Raw genomic sequence first — 21618 nt, 5'->3', positions numbered from 1 at the left:
GGCGGCTATCCACAACCCTCGACCCGTAGGGTCGTCAAACCTAAGAACCCTCCGGCCATAGGCCGGTCAATCTTAAGAACCTTCCCCTCTGAACCCGAGCCGCAGAGCGGCTCCAATGGCAATACCAACATTCTCAGCGCCACAGGGCGTGTCAACGAAAGGAGGCCTGTTTCTGAGTTACAATAAGAACATCATCACTCTGGTGGCCAGTATGTTTCTGGTTGCTTCCGGCTACACCATGGTGATCCCATTTCTTCCTCTGTATCTGGGGGAAATGGGGGTACCGGATAATGAAATATCCCTTTGGACGGGCCTTGTTTTTTCCAGCTGCTTCCTGGTGGCCGGCATCATGGGGCCGATCTGGGGAAAACTGGCTGATTTGGGCGGCAAGAAGAAAATGGCTGTCCGGGCAGCGGTGCTTCTGGGCTTTTCCTATCTTTTCTGCGGCCTCTGCCAGAACCAGTATCATCTGATGGCAGCCCGTGCGTTCCAGGGCTTTGCCAATGGGTTTGTAGCTGCTTCCATGGCCATTATTTCCGACAGCGCCGAATCAGACAAGCTGGGCGGCACTCTGGGCATGGCACAGACCTCCCTGGTGGTGGGAGGCATTTTAGGGCCTCTCATGGGCGGCGCCCTGTCCCATGCTTTTGGTATGCGGAATACCTTTTTCCTTTCCGCTCTTTTCCTCTGGATTGTGGCGGCAGCGGTGATTCTTTTCGTGAAGGAAAAGAAGTCAACTGTTATCCATAAGAAAATGGAGAAAACCTCGATTTCCCAGGACCTTTCTTATGCTGCCCGTACACCGTCCCTGCGGGAGCTTCTTCTTCTCACCTTTTTCCTGCAGACCACTCTCCTGATGATACAGCCGGTGACTTCTCTTTATGTGGGAGAGCTCATGCACCATGAAGGAAATATCGAGCTCACCGCCGGCTTCATTATGTCCAGCGGCGGTTTTGCCGGTGCTTTGACTACCACCCTCTGGGGAAAATTCGGGCAGGAAAGGGGCTATTACTATGCCATGGCGCTGACTCTATTTTCTGCCGGTGTCTTCACCATTCTCCAGTCCATTCCTGATTCCATCTGGGGATTTGGCATATGCCAGTTCCTGGTGGGATGTTTCGTCATCGGCGCCAATCCATCCATTAATGCGGCATTGGTGGAGCATACGCCTTCTGATTTCCGCGGGCGTATTTTCGGCCTGTCCAATACGGCCCAGCAGTTTGGAAATATGTGCGGCCCCCTGCTTTCCTCAGTCATTTCCATGGCCTTCGGCATCTGGGAAGTGTATCTGGCAGCCGGACTGATTCAGCTCCTTTTAGGTGTGAAAGTGTGCATGACCCATAGGAAGGGGACAACTTAGTGGGGACACGGCCTGGCGGCCGTGAGGGTTTTGAGGTTTGACGGGGCTTTTGCCCCGAGGGTTCTTAAGTTTGACAGCGGCTTCGCCGCTGAGGGTTTTGGTGGGCGCCTTTTAAATAATTGAAGGCGCCAGTATAAATAAAACCTTTACAATCGCCCTTACGGGCGAGGGAAAAGACACCAGAGGTGGCTAACTCGCCGTCATGTTTAGAGTAACTTATGCAGCAGGAAGGCAGTCCCGTAACGCAGGCTCCTTCCTCAGGTGACAATCCTGCATAGGATTTGCCAAGTCGGGCAAAGTTGGCCCTTAGCCTGCCCATAAAAGGGCCTTCCTTGTGTTTGCCCGACCGGAATGGAGTTGCCCGATAGGGCTGAGGATAGGTCCTATTTTGGGTAATAGAACTGACGCTCCTATCCTCCGGCGCCTTCGGCGCCACCCCCTTCCTAAGGAAGGGGGCTAACGCACTTCGTCCTGCAACACTGGTGACACAATACCAAATCCCGTAACGCTGATTTTATAAGCATTGCCCGCAGGGCAATCCACCCTCCTCGGCCCAAAGGGCCGTCGCCCCCTTCTACACAACCCGCCGCCCCGGGCGGCCCTAACCTGCGCCGTCAGGCGCGCCCCTTTCTCAAAAACTGCCGCGCAGCGGCCACCACAACCCTCGGGCCAGGAGCCCGTCAAACCTAAGAACCCTCCGGCCTGAAAGGCCGGTCAATCTTAAGAACCTTCCCCTTTGAACCCCTTCCCATCTGAACCTTCCGCGTCATAGGCGGTTCATGATATAATGTCCATAATCACCAATAGAAAGAAGGTATACCATGCAGAGACTTGTTTCTTATAATTACAATGGCCAGCGCCAGTGGGGCGTCTTGGCTTCCGACGGGGTTTCCATTTATTCCGCCGAGGATCTGGAGGAGACCTATTTCATTCCTCTGGGGGAAACCATGGAGGAGTTTATCGAGTCCGGCGAGGAAGGGCTTTTGAATCTGGCGAAAGCTTTGGAAATGAATGAGAAGGATAAATCCATCGCGCCCATTTCCATGCATGATGTGCGGCTGGAAGTTCCTTTTTATCCTCGGCGCAATATCCTCTGCGTAGGGAAAAATTACCAGGCCCACGTGAAGGAGTTTGACCAGAATGTGAACGCCAAGAATCCCACCATCCCCATTTTCTTTACGAAGGCCACCACGTCTGTCATCGGGCCCGATGAAGAAATTGACAGTCATCCGGCTACCACGAAGGAAGTGGACTATGAAGGGGAGCTGGGCGTGATTATCGGCAAGCGCTGCACCAATGTGGCAGCGGAAGATGCTATGAAGTATGTGTACGGCTATACCATTATTAATGATGTGACGGCTCGGGATCTGCAGAAGAAGCATGTGCAGTGGTTCAAGGGGAAGAGCCTTGATACCTTCTGCCCCATGGGACCTACGGTGATGGTGGGGGACTGGCCGGTGCCCTTTACCATTTATACCAGGGTGAACGGTCACCTTCGGCAGGAAGGCTCCACCAATGATTTGATTTTCTCCATCCCCAAGCTCATTGAGGTACTTTCCGACGGCATGACTCTCCTTCCGGGCGATGTGATTGCCACCGGCACGCCCCAGGGGGTAGGCATGGGCATGAATCCGCCTCAGTTCCTGAAAAAAGGGGACGTGGTGGAAATTACCATCGATCCCATTGGTACATTGAAGAATACGGTGAAATAAAGGATGTAAACGAGAAGGGCTGTGAAAAAATGGAAGTTATTTTTTCACAGCCTTTTTTTACTGCTTTGACCTTACGAAATAGAAATGGAGCGGCAGATATTGTATAATAAAACAAATATCCATGATAAAAATGAAATGGAGGAGATTTCTATGGAAGAAAAAAGAGAAGCCGCTAATTTTATTGAAGCGGAAATAAATAAAGACATAGAGAACAACGTCTATGCCAATGGAAGGGTGCTCACCCGTTTCCCTCCGGAACCGAACGGCTATCTTCACATCGGTCATGTGAAGAGCATCTGCCTGAATTTCGGACTGGGCGAAAAGTATCATGGCGCCACCAATGTGCGTTTCGATGATACGAACCCCACCAAGGAAAATCAGGAATTTGTGGATTCCATCCTGAATGATGTGAAATGGCTGGGATTCAAGTGGAAGGAACCGGTTCATTTCGCTTCCGACTATTTCCCTGAACTTTATGAATTTGCCTGCAAGCTGATCCGCATGGGTTTGGCCTATGTGGATGACCAGAGCAGCGAGGAAATCCACAACACCCGCGGCGATCTGGAACATCCGGGGAAGGAAAGTCCCTGGAGAAACCGTTCGGTAGAAGAAAATCTGAAGCTCTTCCAGGAAATGAAGGAAGGAAAGTATAAGGATGGAGAAAAATGCCTCCGTGCTAAAATCGACATGGCTTCCCCGAACCTTGTCATGAGGGATCCGGTTATTTACCGTATTCTTCGTGCCACCCACCACAGGACAGGCGATAAATGGTGCATTTATCCGCTCTATGATTTTGCCCATCCCCTTTCCGATGCACTGGAAGGCATTACCCATTCCATCTGCACCCTGGAATTTGAAGAAAGAAGACCTCTTTATAACTGGTGCCTCCAGGCCTTTGATGGCAAAGAAAAACCGCGGCAGATCGAATTTGCCCGCCTGAATGTGACCACCATGATTACCAGTAAGAGAAAACTCCGTAAAATGGTGGAAGCAGGCCTTGTATCCGGTTGGGATGACCCCCGTATGCCCACCATCTGCGGCATCAGGAGAAGAGGCTACACTCCGGAATCCCTCCGCCATTTCTGTGACCTCATCGGTGTAGCCAAGGCGGACAGCGTGGTGGGTATTTCCCTTCTGGAATACTGCATCCGGGAAGATTTGAAAGCCAAGGCACCCCGCATTATGGCTGTCATCGATCCGGTGAAGGTGGTTCTTACCAACTATCCGGAAGACAAAATCGAATATATGACACTGGAAAACAATCCGGAAGATGAATCCATGGGCAGCCGTCAGGTTCCCTTCGGACGGAATCTCTACATCGAAAGAGAAGATTTCATGGAACATCCGGCCCATAAATTCTTCCGCATGACTCCGGGTAAGGAAGTTCGGCTCAAAGGCGCCTACATTGTGAAATGTGAAGACCTGGTGAAGGACGAAGATGGAAATATCAAAGAAATCCACTGCACCGTGGACTTTGATACCAGAAGCGGCACTCCCGGTGCCGACCGGAAGGTGAAGGGCACCCTCCACTGGGTATGTGCCGACACCGCCGTGGACGTGGAGACAAGGCTCTACGACTATCTCATTCCCCCGGATGACAAGGAAGACGGCCGGGATTTCATGGAAAAAATCAATACTAACTCCCTTACTGTCATGAAGAGCAAGGTGGAACCGGCTATTAAGGAATACCCCGTGGGCAGCCGCTTCCAGTTCCTCCGCAAGGGCTATTTCATCATTGACCAGGATACCACCAAGGACCATCTGGTATGCAACCGCATCGTGGGACTCCGTGATACCTGGGCCAAGCTGCAGAAGAAACAGGCGAAGGCGTAAGCCATGAGGACAGCATGTTTAACGGCGCTTCTGGCGGCGGGCCTCCTTCTATCCGGAGCCATGAACGTTTCAGCGGCGGATAAGCTTACCCTCTCCGGCATCGGTACCATGGAAGTCCCCAAGGGCATTACCTATGCCAAAGGTGCCCAGACTGCCCTTCCCTTCATGAAGGATGGAGGCACCAAACGATTCTTTATACGGAAAGGTCTGTCCGACAGCCAGTACTACACCATGACCTGGAAGAACGGCCCCGATTTCTCCTACGGCTGGGCCATGTCCCATGAAGCGGGCATCCCCTTCCTGCAGGATATCGGAGAATTCAAGCACAAGGACGATAAGCCCGAGGCCCAGATGGACATCATCGCCGGCTGGCTCAACGGACAGCTTATATCCCAGGGCGCCGTCTTTGACGGGGAAACACCGTTGAAGAAAATTAATGACAGTAAACATCCCAGATGGGAAGGTTTTGTGAAGGTGAAAACCAAGGAGCAGGGTATCGTCTACAACGAAGCCTACACAATCATTCTCCAGTGCGACGGCTACTTCACTACTCTGGGCATCTTTAACACCGACGGTGACAGGGGAGATATTACCGACGCCGTGAGGAAAATGGTGCTGAAGAGGAAATTCCCGCAGAAGGTGAATCTCCTCGACCTTTCCCGAAAGGGGACATCCCTTTCCGAATGGGAATAATTATTTTTATAAATTGACAAGGAGCCTTTGAATCAGTAAGATAGAAGAGTAAGGCATTTTATCAATTGATATTGATAGGAGGAAATTCAAAATGGCAAAAGTTGCAATTGTATATTGGTCCGGTTCCGGTAACACAGAAGCTATGGCTCAGGCTGTAGAAGAAGGTGCAAAGGCTGCAGGCGCAGAAACCACTCTTTCCTTCGTAAGCGACACATCCGCTTCCGACGTGGCTGCCTTTGACCATATCATCCTTGGCTGCCCCGCTATGGGCAACGAAGAACTGGAAGAATATGAATTCGAACCTTTCTTCGAAGAACTGCTTCCCCAGCTCAAGGGCAAAGTGGTAGCCATCTTCGGTTCCTACGCATGGAACCAGGGCGACTGGATTGAAAACTGGAAAAAACGTTTCGACGAAGCAGGCATCCAGCTGGCTGCTGATCCCGTTAAAGCATACAGCTATCCGGACGATGATGCACTGGAAGCATGCAAGAAACTGGGCGAAACTGTAGCTAAAGCATAATTTCAGAGAGGAAAAGAGCGTTCTTTTTTAAGGACGCTTCTTTTTTTAGTAGTTATGGACACGGCCTTCGGGCGTGAGGGTTGACGGCCCTTCGGGCCGAGGGTTCTAAAGGGGCTTAAGTTTGACAGCGGCTTCGCCGCTGAGGGTTTTGGTGGGCGCCTTTTAAATAATTGAAGGCGCCAGTTTATAGAAAACCGTACAACCGCCCTGGCGGGCGTGGGGAAAGCCACCAGAGGTGGCTAATCACTGGAATGTTATTCGTAACGTACGAAGCCAAAGAAAATCATAGAATAGCCTTCCCGCCGACTGTTATTTATTACCGATTGTCTCATATGCTTCGAGTACCAAGATTCTTCACTTCGTTCAGAATGACGAGTTGGAGGCGGGAAGGCAATCCCGTAACGCTGACTTTATAAGCATTGCCCGCAGGGCAATCCACCACCCTCTGAACCTTCTGAACCCTTTGAACCTTTTGAACCCTATTCCCGCCCTTTTCTACACAACCTGCCGCCGAAGGCGGCCATAACCTCCAGCCCCGCAGGGGCGGCCCCCTTCTCCTCTGAACCCGAGCCGCGAAGCGGCTCCATTACCCCGTCAATCTTTAGAATCCCCGGCGCCAAAGGCGCTGTTAACGAAAGGAGGCCAATATGGCAGAAAAAGTGGCTGTCATTTATTATTCCGCTACAGGAAATACGGAAGCCATGGCGGAGGCCGTGGCGGTTGGTGCGAAGAGCACCGGCGCCGAGGTGCTTCTGGCACCGGTTTCTGATGTGGATCCTGTGGAAATCGGAAATACATACCATCATATCATCCTGGGCTGCAGTGCTTGGGGAGTGGAAGTGATCGAGGAGGCCCAGATGAAGCCTTTCTGCAATAAGCTGAAGCCCTACCTCAAAGGAAAAATTATGGGCATTTTCGGTTCCTGCGGATGGAGTCGGGGGGCCTGGCTGAATTCCTGGTACAATGAGCTTCATTTTGCCGGTGCTACATTCCCGGCCCAGCCTCTTCTGGCCTACGGGTATCCCGATGAACCGTCGCTGAAAAAATGCGAGGAACTGGGAAAGAAAGTGGCGGAGACCAAGTAAACCTTATTTCTCTGCTTACATATTTCATTATGAAGGAGATTATCTATGATCAATTGGGATGAAAAAGTGGCATCCAATATTAAAGCGGTACCTTTTTCGGGTATCCGCAAATTCTTCGATCTGGCCAGCACCATGAAGGACGTGATTTCCCTGGGCGTAGGGGAACCAGACTATTCGGCGCCGGACAAGGTCATTGATGCCTGCATTGAAAGTCTGAAACGGAAGGAAACTTCCTATACTTCCAACTGGGGTCTTCCGGAACTCCGCAAGGAAATCGGAAAACTCTTCCATAACCGCTACCATGTGGACTATGATCCGGTGGATGAAATCATGGTCACCGTAGGCGTTTCCGAAGCCATCGGTCTCGTCATGACCACTCTTCTGAATCCGGGAGATGAAGTGCTTATCCCGGACCCCGCTTACCTGGCTTATCCTGCCTGTGTATCCATTGCCCGGGGCAATCCGGTTCTGGTTCCAACCTACGGAAAAGATGAATTCAAGCTCACCGTGGAGGAACTGGAAAAGAAAGTCACCCCAAAGACCAAGGCCATCCTCATCGGCTATCCGAATAACCCCACCGGCACCGTTATGGACAGGGAATCTCTGGAAAAGATTGCTGCCTTTGCAGAAAAGCATGACCTGGTGGTGATTTCCGATGAAATCTACTGCGATCTCACCTACGAAGGCACCCACAACTGCTTTGCCTCCCTCCCCGGCATGAAGGAAAGAACCCTCACCATGAACGGTTTCTCTAAATCCTATGCCATGACGGGCCTTCGAATCGGCTATATCTGCGGGCCCCGTGAAATCATGGAACAGATTTACAAGGTCCACCAGTATGAAATCCTCTGCGCCAGCGTCACCAGCCAGTATGGCGCCATTGCTGCCCTCCGGTACTGCGACGAAGACGTGAAGGCCATGTACAATGAATACGCCGCCCGCAGGGAAATGGTGTATGATGGATTGAAGAAAATCGGACTTTCCGTATTCAAGCCAAAAGGCGCCTTCTATATCTTCCCGGACATCAGCATCACCGGCATGGACGACGAAGAATTCGCCGACCGTCTGCTGAAGGAAGAAAAAGTAGGCGTAGTCCCGGGCACCTGCTTCGGCCCTCAGGGAAAGAACCATATCCGCATCTCCTATGCCGCCAGCCGCGAAAACCTGGCGGAAGCGCTGAAACGGATTGGCCGTTTCGTGGATAAATATAGAAAAGATTGAGTAAGTAAGAGCCCCGCTTCATGGCGGGGCTTTTTTTGTGTGGACAGGGGCTGCTTCGCAGCCCGGGTTCAGAAGGTTCAAAGGGTGGCGGTGGCGCCTTTTAAATAATTGAAGGCGCCAGTATAGATAAAACCTTTACAACCGCCCTTGCGGGCGGGGGGAAAAGAGGCACCAAAAGGGGGAAAAAAAGACACTAGGGAAGCGCTGATTAAATCGTTATCGGATTTCATTCTTGTATTTTTATTCAATGCGAGGAATAAGTCGACGCGAATAGCAAGCTATTTAAGGAGACTTATGACAAAGCATTGGATAAAAATACTTATGAAATTCGATTCTGCGAATTAATCAGTGCTTCCCTAGAGGTGGCTGACTCGCCGTCATGTTTAGAATGACGATGAAGGCGGGAAGGGAAGCACGTAACGCTGACTTTATACCCATCGCCCGCAGGGCGATACCACACCCTCTGAACCCTGTGAACCTTTTGAACCCTCTGAACCCTTTTTCAAAACCCACGCTGTTCCTCCGTCGCCTAACGGCGCCACCCGCTGGCCAGGCTTTAAGGTGTTCGCTTAATGTGCAGGCTATGCTCACATATTAGCCCGGCTCAGAAGTGTTGCTGACTTCTGCCTGTGGAAGGGGGCTCTGGCTCTTCGCCATGCAGCACTGTAGACACAAAAGGCAATCCCGTAACGCTGATTTTATAAGCATTGCCCGCAGGGCAATCCACCACCCTTTGAACCCTCTGAACCTTCACGCCGCAGGCGTGTCCAATGGCCACCACAACCCTCAGCTCGAAGGGCTGTCAAACTTAAGAACCCTCCGGCCTGGAAGTCCGGTCAATCTTAAGAACCTTCACTTTTGAACCTTTTGGACCCTCAGCGCCCCAGCCGTATCCCCTTGACAGAACAGGCTTAGACCATCATAATAAACTAGTACCCCTACGTCCAGGTACTTTTATGCTGTATTCAAAAAGGAGACTGCCCATGAGATATAGGATAAAGGCGGCGCTGCTGGCCATTTGTGTTTCTGCCTGCAGTGCCTTTGGCTCTTCTGTTTATGCCCAGGGAACCGATACGGCTCCTGCTGCCTCTGCCCAGACCGAAAGGGGAGAGGGGAATTCTGTGAAGAAGGATGCTGCTTCTTCCAAGGATAGGGCGCAGGAAAAGCCGGTGAAGCTTGCGGAGATTTCGGAAAAGCCCCTTTCTGCAGCTGATTTCTCCGTAGGCGGGGTGTCTCTGGGAGATTCTATTTCCAATCTTCCATCTGCCCTGGGACCTGCGGAGAAGGTAATTCACGAGAATACCACCGATTCCTATATCTTCAAAGATATGACGGTGAAGCGGACGACGCCATTTCTTCTTTCCTATTCCCATCGCTCCGACCTGCCGGAGGATTTTAAATTTCCTGGGAAAGGGGTTTCGGAGATTCTGGTCACCGGCACGTCTTTTAAGACGCCCCGGGATATAGGTGTGGGGAGCAGCCGGGAGGATGTGCTCAGGAGCTATGGCAGACCTCTCGAGGTGCTTTGGGACGGAGATGGGAAAATGTTTCATTTCCGCTATGGAATTTCTCATGAGGAAATGGATTTTTCCATGAAAGGGGATAAGGTGTCTTCTATCCGTATCCGCCAGCTCACATCTCCTGTGAAAAAGGATAATTTCTCCTATAACGACGGTGAGGGAAAGCAGTACCTGGGAGATAGGGATTTCAAAGTGGCGGGCTATGAGCTGGCCAGCACCTTCAAGGCCCATTCCTTTGAAGAATGGGAGAAGAAGATGGCTAATCCCAAGGAAGAAATTCTCTATTTCTCCGGTTATGCCGTCCGTCTCACAGTGAAGAGTTCCCTGATTTCCGCCCTTTTCCTCACGGATAACCGCATGGTCACGTCCCGGGGCCTGTCTCTGGGGGATGATGTGTCCACGGTGGATCTGCTCTACGGGAAACCGCACCGGGTGGAAATGAATGTGTCCGGCAGTGAACCCAAGACGTCTTACATCTATTTTTCCAAAGGGAAAAGTGATGTACTCATTATTAATTTTTCGAAAAACAAGGTGGAAGGCATTGTCAGTGCCATGAATCCCACAAAGTCATGAACCGTTTGAGGTGTTAACGTGTACGAATATTTCTGTGCTTTGGTTGTGGGCATTGTAGAAGGGCTTACGGAATACATTCCGGTTTCCTCCACAGGCCATATGATTATTATAGGCCATATGCTGGGCTTTGAAGGGACCCTGGCAGACCTTTTCGACGTATTTATCCAGCTTGGTGCCATCCTTTCGGTGCTGGTGGTGTACCATGAAAAATTTACCTATATCCTGAATACCCATCACTGGTTCCGCAGGAAAGGGCCCTCTGTATTCAATATCTGCATTGCCATGTTTCCTGCCTGCCTGATGGGCCTCTTATTCCATGGCTTCATCAAACATCACCTCTTCAGCCCCACCACCGTCATCATCGGTCTGGTGCTTGGAGGCATCTTCATGATTGTGGCGGAAAAGATGAGAAAGGGAAAGGAATTCGCCATTACCGATGTGGATAAAATTTCCACGAAACAGGCCTTCATCATCGGCCTCTTCCAGTGTCTCTCCCTCTGGCCGGGCTTCTCCCGGAGCGGCAGCACCATTGCCGGCAGCCTTCTCCTTGGCATTTCCAGAAAAGCAGGCGCTGACTTCACCTTCATCATGGCTGTGCCCCTCATGTTTCTGGCCTGCTTCTACGACCTCCTGAAGGTTATCGGCAGCCTCTCCATGGGTGACTTCGGCGTCCTGGCAGTAGGTTTCGTCACTGCCTTCGTAGTGGCCTACGCCTCCATCCTCTGGTTCCTGAAATTCCTGAATACCTCCACATTGACCGGCTTTGCCATTTACCGCTTCTTCGTGGCCGCCTTCGCACTGGCGTATTTCTGGTAACAGTATGAAATAAAAAAAGCATTCCTTCGGGAGTGCTTTTTTTATTTTGGGGTGTGTGGTTGGAGCTATAACCGGGGAACCTTTCGTTTTACCAATCGGCTCGTCCACTTTTCCTACTGAGTCATTTTCAAAATTGACACCCCTATCCTCCGTCGCCTGCGGCGACACCTCCTTCCTTAGGAAGGAGGCTGAATACAGCGGCGGAGCCGCTGCCACAACCCTCGGCCCATGCGGGCCGTCGCCCCCTGAGCGGCAGCGAACATAACCCTTCTACACAACCTGCGGAGAAGCCTCACCCCTTTTTCTTTGAAACCTCTGAACATGGGCCGCCAAGGGGCCCTTTTTCCTTTACATTCCCTTCTATCATGATGTATACTGATTCTGTTGATAGTTTCCATTGTTTATGGAAAGGATGAGTCCAATGAAGATTGCCATTGCCAGTGATCATGGCGGATTTGAACTGAAAGCGTCTTTGAAGAAACATCTGGACGAAGAGAAGATTGAGTATATTGACTGCGGCACCGATTCCACGGAGTCCTGCGATTATCCGGATTTTGCGGAGAAGGCCTGCCGACTGGTGCAGAAGGGGGAAGTGACCTATGCCTGCCTCATCTGCGGTACCGGTATCGGCATGTGCATTGCGGCAAACAAGATGAAGGGGATCCGCGCGGCTCTCTGCGGCGACACTTTCTCTGCCCATTTCACCAGGGCCCATAATGATGCGAATGTCATCACCATGGGTGCCCGGGTCATTGGGCCGGGGCTGGCGGAGTTTATTCTTGATGAATTCCTGAAGACCCCCTTTGAGGGTGGCCGTCATGCCAGAAGAATCGGCAAGATTGCCAAAATAGAAGAAGATGAGTCCCATGTATGAAGAATTGAAGAAAGAAGCGGCTGAGGCCTTTGAGGAGCTTCTGGAAGTTTCCCATTTCAAAAAGGGAAGTCTTATCGTTATCGGAGGATCCTCCAGTGAAATCCGTGGCGGCCGCATTGGGAAAGACAGTTCCTATGAAGTGGGCACGGCGGTGGTGGAAACGCTGATGGAGATTGCTGAGAAGAATGGGCTTTCTCTGGCTTTCCAGTGCTGCGAGCATCTAAATCGTGCCCTCATCATGGAAAGGGAGGCGGCGGAAAAGTATGGCTACGAAATTGTCACTGTGGTGCCCTGGCTCCATGGCGGCGGCGCCTTTGCCACCAACGCCTACTACCATTTTAAGGATCCGGTGGCGGTAGAAGAAATCAGAGCCGACGGGGGACTGGACATCGGTCTTACCATGATCGGCATGCACCTGAAACGGGTGGCCGTGCCGGTGCATCTTGCCCATAACCGGGTAGGGGAGGCCATTGTTACCGGCGCCCGCACCAGACCGCCCCTCATCGGCGGCGAAAGGGCCCGTTATGAAAAAGATGACAACAAGGGCGCTTTCTGATATAATTTCATAAGACAGCAGAAGACTCAATGAAGAGGTTTGAAACGGGGAGCATATCCCTGTTTTAAGCCCCTTTTTATTTCATGGTGTGCCATGGGTATGGTACAATAAAACCGTTGATACCTGAAAAATTTCAGCTATCTATAGATTTGGGAGTTCGCCGTTTGAAAACGGCAGGTTGCAAGGAAGGGAGTTTATTCTATGAATCATTTAAAAGACGACAAACCGGTGTATGAAGCCATCCAGGAAGAATTGAACAGACAGAGAAACAAGCTGGAAATGATTGCTTCTGAAAATATCGTAAGCTACGCAGTCATGGAAGCCCAGGGCAGCGTGCTCACCAATAAATACGCTGAAGGCTATCCGGGTAAGAGATACTACGGCGGATGTGAATTCGTAGACAAGGTAGAACAGCTGGCCATTGACAGGGCGAAGGAACTTTTCGGCGCTGAACATGTCAACGTACAGCCCCATTCCGGATCCCAGGCGAACTTTGCTGTATACTACGGCCTCCTCAAACCGGGAGACACCATGATGGGCATGAACCTCACCGACGGCGGCCACCTGTCCCACGGCAGCCCGGTAAATATTTCCGGCAACTACTTCAACGTAGTTCCCTACGGCGTCCGTAAAGACGACGAACTCCTGGACTATGAAGCCATGGAAAAAATCGCGAAAGAAGTACAGCCGAAACTCATCATCGGCGGCACCAGCGCCTACTCCAGAATTATCGACTTTGAAAGAATGGCAGCCATTGCCCACGAAGTGGGAGCCCTCTTCATGGTGGATATGGCACACTTTGCCGGCCTTGTAGCGGGCGGCGAATATCCAAGCCCTGTGCCCTATGCAGACATCGTCACCACCACCACCCACAAGACCCTCCGCGGACCGAGAGGCGGCATTATCATGTGCCGTGAAAAATATGCCAAAGCCATCGATAAGGCCGTATTCCCCGGCATGCAGGGCGGCCCGCTGATGCACGTCATTGCAGCTAAAGCTGTAGCCTTCGGCGAAGACCTCTCCGACGACTTCAAACAGTACGCAAAGCAGATTAAGAAAAATGAAAAAGTTCTCTCCGATGAACTGCAGAAACAGGGCATCCGCGTTGTTTCCGGCGGCACCGATACCCACGTCCTTCTGGCCGATATGAAAGCCATCGGCATCACCGGTAAAGTGGCCCAGAACGTATTGGATGAAATCGGCATTACCGCCAACAGGAACACCATCCCCTTCGAAACCCTTTCTCCCTTCGTTACCAGCGGCATCCGGCTCGGCTCCCCGGCCCTCACCACCAGAGGCCTCAAGGAAGAGGACTTCAAGGAAGTGGCAGACATCATTGCCACCGTGGTAAAGAACCCCGAAGACGCAGCCATCAAAGCATCCTGCGCAGACAGGGTAGCAGCACTCTGCAAAAAATATCCGCTCTACGAAGATTTATAATCCTTCGGTATCAAAAAAGCTCTCCTTTCAGGGGAGCTTTTTTGTATTGCGTCTGGGGAAGCACTTTATGAATGAATCAGTGCTTCCCTAGAATTCTTAGCATCCCATTTCACAGGGCAAAAAAAATATGTTTAACCGCCTTTACTTCGATAAATGTCTATGCTATAATATAAATATCGAAGAGGTTCGATAGTGGGCCTCCCTATGTGTAGACGAAGCAAAGGAGAAACTCTTATGAAATTATCCAAAAAACTCTTAAAGGCACTGAATGAACAGATTAATATGGAACTCGCTTCCGGTTATTTATATCGCGCCATGTCCCACGACATGAAGAACCTGTCTCTGAACGGCTATGCTAAATGGCTGGACAAGCAGTATGAAGAAGAAAGAGAACACGCTTTCAAAATCATTTCCTACGTGGAAGACAGAGACGGCGTAGTTGACTTTGACTCCATCGAAGGTGTCAAGAAACATTACGACAACCCCCTGGACGCAGCGAAAGATTCTCTTTCCCACGAAGAAGCAGTTTCTGAATCCATTAGAAACCTCTTCAAACTGGCAAGGGAAGAAGGGGACATTGAAACAGAAGTATTCCTCCAGTGGTTCATTACTGAACAGATTGAAGAAGAAGTCAATGCCCGCGACAACGTGACAGGCTTTGAAAAGGCAAAGGACTGCGAAGGACTGCTCTTCATGTTCGACGCACATCTGGGCGGCCGGTAATTACCGATTAATAAAAGTACCTCTCCGGAGGTACTTTTTTATTGCATTATAAAAATAAACTTCTGAAATGGAGAGGCCCCAAAAAAGCTCCGCTTTCCTATTTCCTTCGAACTTTTCAAATAAAAATCGCCCGTCCCCTGCCGGCATATGATATAATTTATCGGTAAGAGTAGAGAAAAGGGGAACTGCCATGTCGGACAAACCACGAAAGTTTATTATTTTGACAGCCAGCATAGGAACGGGACACAGCCAGGCAGCCCGGGCGATTGCGGAGGCCATGCAGGCGTCCCATCCCTCTGATTCTGTCAGCGTTCTTGATTTCGTTTCCAATAATAAGCTGTCGGTGGACCATATCATCAAAGATACATACCTGAAGATGATCGATGTATTTCCCTCCATGTATGACCATCTGTACAGCGACTCCCAGAACAGCCGGTTCGGACAGATGTCCCAGCTCATGCTTTCCCTCACCTTTAAGCGCCGCATGAAGGAGCTTGTGAATACGCTGAAGCCGGATGCCGTGATTTTCACCCATCCCTTCCCGGCAGGGGCGGCGGACCTTTTGAAGGCGGAAGGGAAAATTAAGATGCCCCTTCTGGGGGTTATCACCGATTTCGACATTCACCAGCTCTGGGTGGACCATCACCTGGATGGCTTCTGCGTGGCCACGCCGGATCTGAAGACATTGATGGAAAGCTACGACGTGCCCGGTGATATCATCCACGTCACCGGTATTCCGGTGCGCCGTTCCTTCTATGACCAGGCGGAAATGAAAAAGCCCTTTGAAAAAGGAGCGGTCCTTGTCATGGGCGGCGGATTAGGTCTGGGAAATGTGGTAGACAATATCCTCCGTCTGGATGCGGTGGATGAAATCTCCAAATTCATCGTTATTACCGGTAAAAATATCGACCTTTACGAAAAAGTGGCCGCCCTCTCCGACAAACTCCACCATCCCGTGGAGCTCCACAGCTATACCAATAAAGTGGCGGAAATCATGGCCAGAAGTGAAATCCTGGTCACCAAGCCGGGAGCCCTTACCTGTACCGAAGCCATGGTAATGCACCTCCCCATGGTGCTGGTCAACACCCTGCCCGGTCAGGAAAGGGCCAACGCCCTCCACATGAAAAACCGCGGCTGCGCCGAATGGGTGAAGAGGGGAGAACTGGCGGAAACGGCTAGGCAGATTTTAAGAAATCCGAACATCCGAAGCGCCATGGCCGCTGCCTGCGGTGACGTGCACCCCGACAGTGCAAGAGACGTGGTGAATGTGCTGTACAGCTTGTTGTGACAAGCTGTAGGGACACGCCCTTGCGGGCGTGAGGGTTGACGGCCCTTTGGGCCGAAGGTACTAAAGGGGCTTAAGTTTGACGCGCCTTTGGCGCGAGGGTTGTGGTGGGCGGCTGCGCCGCCAGTTTGTATAAGACCTTTACAACCAGGCTTCGCCCAGGGAAAACAGGCAAACCGCGTCTGCAGGCGGGGAAAAGCGTCCCCCCTTGGTGGCTGGCGCCACCACCTTTCCCCCGGCAGGGCCAGGGGCACTATGGGTACTCAGCGGTGTGCTACATGATACCAAAGATAAGCGTAGAGCGGTTTATTCTGCCCCCTGAATAGGGTGGCAAGGGTACACGATTCGTAGGGGAGCGTAGCGACCTGAGAATCGTGTGACACGCTTTCCTGTGGAGGAAGTCCCGCGAAGCGGGATAGGGGGTGGCGAACGCAGTGAGCCAATCAGCAGAATGCTATTCATCGCATATGAAGCCAAGGAAAAGCATAGAGCAGCCTTCCCGCCGACTTGTATTTAACAGCATTTGTCTCATAAGCGACTTGTACTGAGATTCTTCGCCTGCGGCTCAGAATGACGATGTCCGGCGGGAAGGAAAGCACGTAACGCAGACTGGCGTCTGATTTCTGACTTCTATCGTCTAATCCACGCTATCCTCCGTCGCCTAACGGCGACACCTGCTGGCCGGGCTTTAAGGTGTTCGCTTAATGTGCAGGCTATGCTCACATATTAGCCCGGCTCAGAAGCCCTCTGCAGGGCTTCTGCCCTCCAAAGGAAGGGGGCTATAAACTGCCGCGCAGCGGCAACCACAACCCTCGGGCCAGGGGCCCGTCCAACCTTAAGAACCTTAAGAACCTTCAGTCCGCAGGCCCGTCAGACTTAAGAACCCTCAGCGCCAAAGGCGCTGTCATTTGAAACTTTATTTCCAAATCATAAAAAAGACTCCCATGGCAGGGGAGTCTTTTTTGAGTGAAATTTACTTTGCCAGGAGGGCCAGCATGATGCCGCCGGAGATGGCGGTGCCGAAGACGCCGGCCAGGTTGGGACCCATGGCATGCATAAGGAGGAAAATCCTTCTGTTTTCCTGCTGTCCCACCAGGTGGGATACCCTGGCGGCGATGGGGACGGAGGCGATGCCGGCGGAGCCGATGAGGGGATTAATCCGTCCACCGGAGAGGCGGTTCATGATTCTTGCGCAGATGACGCCGGAACCGGTGCCGAAGGCGAAGGCCACAAGGCCCAGGAGGATGATGAGGAGGGTGCTTCCTGTGAGGAAGGTGTCGGCGGCCATGGTGGAACCGATGGCTACGGTGAGCACCAGGGTGACCACGTTTAGGAGGGCGTTGGAGGCTGTTTCCGCCAGTTTCGTCACCGCCAAACATTCGCGGAGGAGATTGCCCAGCATGAGCATGGTAATGAGGGGTGCCACAGGGGGAAGGAAGAGGTTTACGATGAAAGCCATGACAATGGGAAAGGCGATTTTTTCCAGCCTCGAAACGTAGCGGGGCTGTTTCATCATAATATTTCTTTCTTCCTTTGTCGTGAGAAGTTTCATAATAGGCGGCTGGATGAGGGGCATGAGGGCCATGTAGGAGTAGGCGGCCACGGAAATCTGGGGCAGCAGGTGAGGCGCCAGTTTCATGGTGGTGTAAATGGCCATGGGGCCGTCGGCACCGCCGATGATACCGATGGACGCTGCTTCTCCCAGATTGAAGCCCCAGGCATTGGCGCCAATTAAAGCCACGAAGATGCCCAGGTGGGCGGCGGCGCCCAGAATGACCAGGCTGGGGTTGGCAATCATGGGGCCGAAGTCGGTCATGGCACCTACGCCCAGGAAAATGAGGGGCGGAAGGATGAGCTTCTCCACGCCCTGGTAGGCGTACCAGAAAAGGCCACCATTGGAAGTCAAAGTAGAGCCCGGCACATTGGCCACGATGCAGGAAAATCCGATGCCCACCAGCAGGAAGGGCTCATATTTCTTCACAATGCCCAGGTACAGCAGCACCAGGCCTGCGGCAATCATGATAAGATTTCCAAAGGACAGGGCAGAAAGGCCGGTCTGGTGGAAAAGTTCCGTCAAAAGGGTGCTCATAAGGGAATCCATGGTTATCAGTCCTTTCGCTCCGGAATGGTTCCCAGCCTGTTCAGGAGGGGGAAGAAATGGAGTACCACGCCGATAAAGGAAATAAAGATGAAACTTAAGAAGAAATCAATCACTGAAAGAATCAGTGCGCCTGTGAGATTATCCGGTAATGTCATCATATGTTCATGTTCCTGACCTGCTCATTCGCCTGGCGGATGAGGAGAAGTCTTGTCCTTTCTTCTGCTTTTTCCAGAACTGTCTTCTTCAGAACGATGGATCGTTTCAAAAGGCCGTGCCCGATTTCACCCTGCTCGTCCCAGGCCTTGATGGAAAGGGTCACGTCCCTGTCGGTGATGGCAATGATGGAAGCATGGACGGTGACTGTCATGCCCAGACTGGAGGGGGCAGTATGGACGAAATTGATGGAGAGACCGATGCTGGCATACTCCTCCGGCAGATAGGGGTCGATGGCTTCGATGGAAGCATCAATGGCCCAGTGAATCAGCCGGGGTGTGGCCAGAAGATTTTTGAAATCGTTGGAGTAATTATCTGCTGCATCCTCGTGCTGGATGACCCGTGTGGCCATGGCATTCTGGCCAAGGGACAGATAATCGGAAAGGTTGATAGCTGTTGTATCCATAAAAGATTCCTTTCAAGGAAAATGGGGTGGTACCAGCCCCGGAGAGCGCCTTGATTTGACATGATTATAGCCGCTGAATTGATAGATGAATAATACAAAAATAATGATGATTGATAGCATATGCACTATAATATAGACATTTAATTATAATTTTTAATTTATGAAATGGCATAGGAAATCTGGAGTAAAGCGTGATGAAGACTGAAAAAATGAGGAACAGTAATGTATAAAGCGTAATATATGAATTCTCAAGAAATGATAGATGGGGACTGGCTTCTAATTTCTGGTTTTTGGATTCATTTGAGACATTTTTTTGAGGGGAAACATTTCGATGAGTCCGAAGGGCGATACCCTCCTTGGACCCGGTGAACCTTCTGAACCCTTACGTGGTATGGTATAATAAAATCGATAACTCAAATTACGAGGAAAGTGTTGAACCATGAATCTCAAAAAATCAAAAATTATACTGACCGCCGGTCTTTTGGGGACGTCCCTTCTCTTTGCCGGCTGCGGCAGCAGTCTGGATGATCAGTTCGTATTCGGCAGAAACCGGATTCACTGTGATAACCAGACCATTACCATTTCAACGCCCTTCGAGCTTGTTTCCAATGGGAAGCAGGTGGACCTGGGGGACCGGGCGGCTTCTGTGGTGAAGGCAGAAGGGCATAACAATCATCTGCAGATTCTTGTGACCGGCGAAAAAGTGACGGCCGATATGAATGAAAAAATCCTGGTCTCCGAGGCCCAGAATATGCTGAAGGGGAATCCCGCCCTTTCCAATGTGAAGTCTGATGTGAAGGACGTAAAGATTGGAAATCTGGATGGAAAGAAGCTCACTTTTACCTTCACCGAAACAGGCAGGGGAAAGAGCACGGATCTTACGGTGGATGAATATATCTTCACCCAGAAAGATACGGTTTGGCGGGTTATTTATCAGTGCAGGAGCGCTGACACCACCGGACAGGCCCTGGCTGAAAGGGTATCCGGAAAAATCGTTCTTGGCAGTGAGTTCTGAAATAGTGGGCTGGTCAGCTGGTGGACTAGTGAGCTGGTGAACTGGTGGGATTCATTTACGGTATATATCTTTAGCGTTTCCCGCCGACTGGCAGTTATTGGCATATGTGTCATTCTTGCGGCGTACCGAGATTCTTCGCCCGGGGGCAGAATGACATGTCCGGCGGGAAGGCTAGGGAAGCGCTGATTAAATCGTTATCGGATTTCATTCTTGTATTTTTATTCAGTGCGAGGAATAAGTCAACGCGAATAGCGAGCTATTTAAGGAGGCTTATGACGAAGCATTGGATAAAAATACATATGAAATTCGATTCTGCGAATTAATCAGTGCTTCCCTAGCACGTAACGCTGACTTTATACACATCGCCGCAAAGCGGCGATACCACAACCCTCGCAGCCGTAGGCTGCGTCAAACCTAAGAACCTTAAGAACCTTCGGGCCGAAGGCGCTGTCAAACCTGAGAACCTTTACAATATAGGAGCTGTTACCATGCATTTTACCAAGGGATTTCTCCCGCTTCTTCTATTCCTGGCAGCCGGAGCGCTGATTGGCGGCATTCTGGGGCAGGTGATGGAAGGGGTCAATTTCGTAGGGCTCATGCCTTATCTGACGAAAACCTTTGAAATCTTCGATTTGAAGGATATTTTCCTGAATCTGGGAATTATCCAGTTTCATTTCGGACTCCGGTTTGCGCCAAATCTCATCAGCATCGCCGGGATTTTAATTGCGGCGTGGCTGTATAAGAAATTTTAATATTTCACTTTATAATTTCATACACATATCGATGATTGTCCGGCAATGAGGTGAAGACTATGTTGATACGGGAAATGCGAAGCGAAGACAAACCAAGGGAAAGATTCCAGATTTCTCCAAGGCTTGCCAGTAACACGGACCTGGTGGCCATTCTTCTGCGAACCGGAAGGCAGGGCCATTCGGTGATGGAAATCGCCAAGGAAGTGGTGGACCTTCTGGAGCGGGAGACAGGAATCAACGGATATGAAGACCTCAACTGGCGGGACCTCACCGATATCAAGGGCATCGGGCCTGATAAGGCTGTCACCATCTGCGCTGCTGTGGAACTGGGACGCCGGCTTTCACTTATCTGTGATAAGAGAAAGCTGGTCAGTTTCAGCGCGCCGGATAAGGTGGCAGCTTTTTTCATGGAAAAACTGCGCCATGAAAACCAGGAGCACTTTGTTACGGCCTATGTCAACGTGAAAAACCGTCTCCTGGGGTATCGTATCATTACGAAAGGAAATCTGAACGCAGCGCCGGTGGATATCAAGGAGGCATTGAAGTGGGGCATACGGTATAAAGCCTACGGCCTCATCCTGGTCCATAACCATCCCTCCGGCTATCCGGAACCGTCGGAAGAGGACCTGGACATTACCAAAGCCTTTGCCGCTGCCGCCAGACTTTTGGATATGGAAGTGCTTGACCATGTAATCATAGGAGACGGCACCTTCGTAAGTCTCCACGAGCGGGGATGCTTGTGAGGAACACCGAAAAGATTCTGGGATGACTGCCTAGCGGTGCCTTCCAGCCGACTGGGATTCCTTAGTGGGCTAGTGGGTTAGGGAAGCGCTGATTAAATCGTTGTTTGCTTTTATTCTTGAATTTTTATGCAATGCAAGGAATGAGGCGACGCGAATAGCGAGCTATTTAAGGAGCCT

Annotated in this window: 20 protein-coding genes; 17 read left to right on the top strand and 3 right to left on the bottom strand. The window is 51.2% G+C overall.

Annotated features, from left to right (window positions below):
* Positions 1 to 211: 211 nt before the first annotated feature.
* The 14 genes from QZQ29_RS01090 to QZQ29_RS01025 all read left to right on the top strand — a co-directional run bounded on the left by QZQ29_RS01090 (position 212) and on the right by QZQ29_RS01025 (position 16214).
* Positions 212 to 1360: an MFS transporter gene (locus QZQ29_RS01090; RefSeq protein ID WP_296958638.1), complete on the top strand. Its 1149-nt coding sequence runs from the start codon at positions 212 to 214 to the stop codon at positions 1358 to 1360.
* 821 nt (positions 1361 to 2181) lie between these two features.
* A complete protein-coding gene (locus QZQ29_RS01085; protein WP_296958636.1) occupies positions 2182 to 3072 on the top strand; it encodes a fumarylacetoacetate hydrolase family protein in 891 nt (296 codons plus the stop codon).
* 150 nt (positions 3073 to 3222) lie between these two features.
* The gene (locus QZQ29_RS01080) at positions 3223 to 4905 is read left to right on the top strand and encodes a glutamine--tRNA ligase/YqeY domain fusion protein (RefSeq protein WP_296958634.1); all 1683 of its coding nucleotides are present in this window, start codon (positions 3223 to 3225) and stop codon (positions 4903 to 4905) included.
* Between the two features lie 3 nt (positions 4906 to 4908).
* On the top strand, positions 4909 to 5598 hold the full coding sequence (locus QZQ29_RS01075) for a hypothetical protein (RefSeq protein ID WP_296958632.1): 690 nt from the start codon (positions 4909 to 4911) through the stop codon (positions 5596 to 5598).
* Between the two features lie 91 nt (positions 5599 to 5689).
* On the top strand, positions 5690 to 6118 hold the full coding sequence (locus QZQ29_RS01070) for a flavodoxin (protein ID WP_296958630.1): 429 nt from the start codon (positions 5690 to 5692) through the stop codon (positions 6116 to 6118).
* Between the two features lie 647 nt (positions 6119 to 6765).
* The gene (locus tag QZQ29_RS01065; RefSeq protein ID WP_296958629.1) at positions 6766 to 7203 is read left to right on the top strand and encodes a flavodoxin domain-containing protein; all 438 of its coding nucleotides are present in this window, start codon (positions 6766 to 6768) and stop codon (positions 7201 to 7203) included.
* 48 nt (positions 7204 to 7251) lie between these two features.
* Positions 7252 to 8424 (top strand): aminotransferase class I/II-fold pyridoxal phosphate-dependent enzyme, encoded by a 1173-nt coding sequence (locus tag QZQ29_RS01060; protein ID WP_296958681.1) that lies wholly within the window; start codon positions 7252 to 7254, stop codon positions 8422 to 8424.
* Between the two features lie 983 nt (positions 8425 to 9407).
* The gene (locus QZQ29_RS01055; RefSeq protein ID WP_296958627.1) at positions 9408 to 10517 is read left to right on the top strand and encodes a hypothetical protein; all 1110 of its coding nucleotides are present in this window, start codon (positions 9408 to 9410) and stop codon (positions 10515 to 10517) included.
* A gap of 18 nt (positions 10518 to 10535) precedes the next feature.
* Entirely contained in the window at positions 10536 to 11333 is a 798-nt protein-coding gene (locus tag QZQ29_RS01050; RefSeq protein WP_296958625.1) for an undecaprenyl-diphosphate phosphatase, read from the top strand.
* A 421-nt stretch (positions 11334 to 11754) separates the two neighbouring features.
* A complete protein-coding gene (rpiB, locus tag QZQ29_RS01045; RefSeq protein ID WP_296958623.1) occupies positions 11755 to 12207 on the top strand; it encodes a ribose 5-phosphate isomerase B in 453 nt (150 codons plus the stop codon).
* Positions 12200 to 12763, top strand: a complete 564-nt coding sequence (locus tag QZQ29_RS01040) for a TIGR01440 family protein (RefSeq protein ID WP_296958621.1) — start codon at positions 12200 to 12202, stop codon at positions 12761 to 12763. The genes rpiB and QZQ29_RS01040 overlap by 8 nt, the downstream gene beginning before the upstream one ends.
* A 201-nt stretch (positions 12764 to 12964) precedes the next feature.
* Positions 12965 to 14203 carry a serine hydroxymethyltransferase gene (glyA, locus tag QZQ29_RS01035; RefSeq protein ID WP_296958618.1) on the top strand — a complete coding sequence of 413 codons (1239 nt, stop codon included), beginning with the start codon at positions 12965 to 12967 and terminating at the stop codon, positions 14201 to 14203.
* A 234-nt stretch (positions 14204 to 14437) separates the two neighbouring features.
* Positions 14438 to 14926 carry a ferritin gene (locus QZQ29_RS01030; RefSeq protein ID WP_296958616.1) on the top strand — a complete coding sequence of 163 codons (489 nt, stop codon included), beginning with the start codon at positions 14438 to 14440 and terminating at the stop codon, positions 14924 to 14926.
* A 190-nt stretch (positions 14927 to 15116) separates the two neighbouring features.
* Positions 15117 to 16214 (top strand): glycosyltransferase, encoded by a 1098-nt coding sequence (locus QZQ29_RS01025; protein ID WP_296958614.1) that lies wholly within the window; start codon positions 15117 to 15119, stop codon positions 16212 to 16214.
* Between the two features lie 970 nt (positions 16215 to 17184).
* Here the strand turns inward: QZQ29_RS01025 and QZQ29_RS01020 are convergent.
* The 3 genes from QZQ29_RS01020 to QZQ29_RS01010 are packed head-to-tail and all read right to left on the bottom strand — an operon-like array spanning position 17185 to position 18931.
* A complete protein-coding gene (locus tag QZQ29_RS01020) occupies positions 17185 to 18312 on the bottom strand; it encodes a sodium ion-translocating decarboxylase subunit beta (protein ID WP_296958611.1) in 1128 nt (375 codons plus the stop codon).
* A gap of 5 nt (positions 18313 to 18317) precedes the next feature.
* Complete coding sequence (locus tag QZQ29_RS01015; RefSeq protein WP_296958609.1) at positions 18318 to 18470, bottom strand: hypothetical protein; 153 nt, start codon at positions 18468 to 18470, stop codon at positions 18318 to 18320.
* Positions 18467 to 18931, bottom strand: coding sequence for a hypothetical protein (locus QZQ29_RS01010; RefSeq protein WP_296958607.1), 465 nt, complete (start codon positions 18929 to 18931; stop codon positions 18467 to 18469). The genes QZQ29_RS01015 and QZQ29_RS01010 overlap by 4 nt, the downstream gene beginning before the upstream one ends.
* A 439-nt stretch (positions 18932 to 19370) precedes the next feature.
* Between QZQ29_RS01010 and QZQ29_RS01005 the strand changes: the two genes are divergently transcribed.
* The 3 genes from QZQ29_RS01005 to radC all read left to right on the top strand — a co-directional run bounded on the left by QZQ29_RS01005 (position 19371) and on the right by radC (position 21441).
* Complete coding sequence (locus QZQ29_RS01005) at positions 19371 to 19946, top strand: hypothetical protein (protein ID WP_296958605.1); 576 nt, start codon at positions 19371 to 19373, stop codon at positions 19944 to 19946.
* A gap of 488 nt (positions 19947 to 20434) precedes the next feature.
* The gene (locus QZQ29_RS01000) at positions 20435 to 20698 is read left to right on the top strand and encodes a DUF4321 domain-containing protein (RefSeq protein WP_296958602.1); all 264 of its coding nucleotides are present in this window, start codon (positions 20435 to 20437) and stop codon (positions 20696 to 20698) included.
* A 59-nt stretch (positions 20699 to 20757) separates the two neighbouring features.
* Positions 20758 to 21441 (top strand): DNA repair protein RadC, encoded by a 684-nt coding sequence (gene radC / locus QZQ29_RS00995; protein ID WP_296958600.1) that lies wholly within the window; start codon positions 20758 to 20760, stop codon positions 21439 to 21441.
* Positions 21442 to 21618 lie beyond the last annotated feature (177 nt).

The organism is uncultured Dialister sp. (assembly GCF_900538805.1).
In the GTDB taxonomy this organism is placed as follows: Bacteria; Bacillota; Negativicutes; order Veillonellales; family Dialisteraceae; genus Dialister.
This window is presented reverse-complemented; position numbering and strand designations above follow the sequence as displayed.

Bases quoted from the DNA above. Each gene is read 5' to 3' on its own strand.
- QZQ29_RS01090 (WP_296958638.1), top strand. From the start codon at position 212: ATGTTTCTGGTTGCTTCCGGCTACACCATGGTGATCCCATTTCTTCCT.
- glyA (WP_296958618.1), top strand. From the start codon at position 12,965: ATGAATCATTTAAAAGACGACAAACCGGTGTATGAAGCCATCCAGGAA.
- QZQ29_RS01055 (WP_296958627.1), top strand. From the start codon at position 9,408: ATGAGATATAGGATAAAGGCGGCGCTGCTGGCCATTTGTGTTTCTGCC.
- radC (WP_296958600.1), top strand. From the start codon at position 20,758: ATGTTGATACGGGAAATGCGAAGCGAAGACAAACCAAGGGAAAGATTC.
- rpiB (WP_296958623.1), top strand. From the start codon at position 11,755: ATGAAGATTGCCATTGCCAGTGATCATGGCGGATTTGAACTGAAAGCG.
- QZQ29_RS01010 (WP_296958607.1), bottom strand. From the start codon at position 18,931: ATGGATACAACAGCTATCAACCTTTCCGATTATCTGTCCCTTGGCCAG.
- QZQ29_RS01030 (WP_296958616.1), top strand. From the start codon at position 14,438: ATGAAATTATCCAAAAAACTCTTAAAGGCACTGAATGAACAGATTAAT.
- QZQ29_RS01040 (WP_296958621.1), top strand. From the start codon at position 12,200: ATGTATGAAGAATTGAAGAAAGAAGCGGCTGAGGCCTTTGAGGAGCTT.
- QZQ29_RS01085 (WP_296958636.1), top strand. From the start codon at position 2,182: ATGCAGAGACTTGTTTCTTATAATTACAATGGCCAGCGCCAGTGGGGC.
- QZQ29_RS01015 (WP_296958609.1), bottom strand. From the start codon at position 18,470: ATGATGACATTACCGGATAATCTCACAGGCGCACTGATTCTTTCAGTG.
- QZQ29_RS01065 (WP_296958629.1), top strand. From the start codon at position 6,766: ATGGCAGAAAAAGTGGCTGTCATTTATTATTCCGCTACAGGAAATACG.
- QZQ29_RS01080 (WP_296958634.1), top strand. From the start codon at position 3,223: ATGGAAGAAAAAAGAGAAGCCGCTAATTTTATTGAAGCGGAAATAAAT.
- QZQ29_RS01075 (WP_296958632.1), top strand. From the start codon at position 4,909: ATGAGGACAGCATGTTTAACGGCGCTTCTGGCGGCGGGCCTCCTTCTA.
- QZQ29_RS01020 (WP_296958611.1), bottom strand. From the start codon at position 18,312: ATGGATTCCCTTATGAGCACCCTTTTGACGGAACTTTTCCACCAGACC.
- QZQ29_RS01070 (WP_296958630.1), top strand. From the start codon at position 5,690: ATGGCAAAAGTTGCAATTGTATATTGGTCCGGTTCCGGTAACACAGAA.
- QZQ29_RS01025 (WP_296958614.1), top strand. From the start codon at position 15,117: ATGTCGGACAAACCACGAAAGTTTATTATTTTGACAGCCAGCATAGGA.
- QZQ29_RS01000 (WP_296958602.1), top strand. From the start codon at position 20,435: ATGCATTTTACCAAGGGATTTCTCCCGCTTCTTCTATTCCTGGCAGCC.
- QZQ29_RS01005 (WP_296958605.1), top strand. From the start codon at position 19,371: ATGAATCTCAAAAAATCAAAAATTATACTGACCGCCGGTCTTTTGGGG.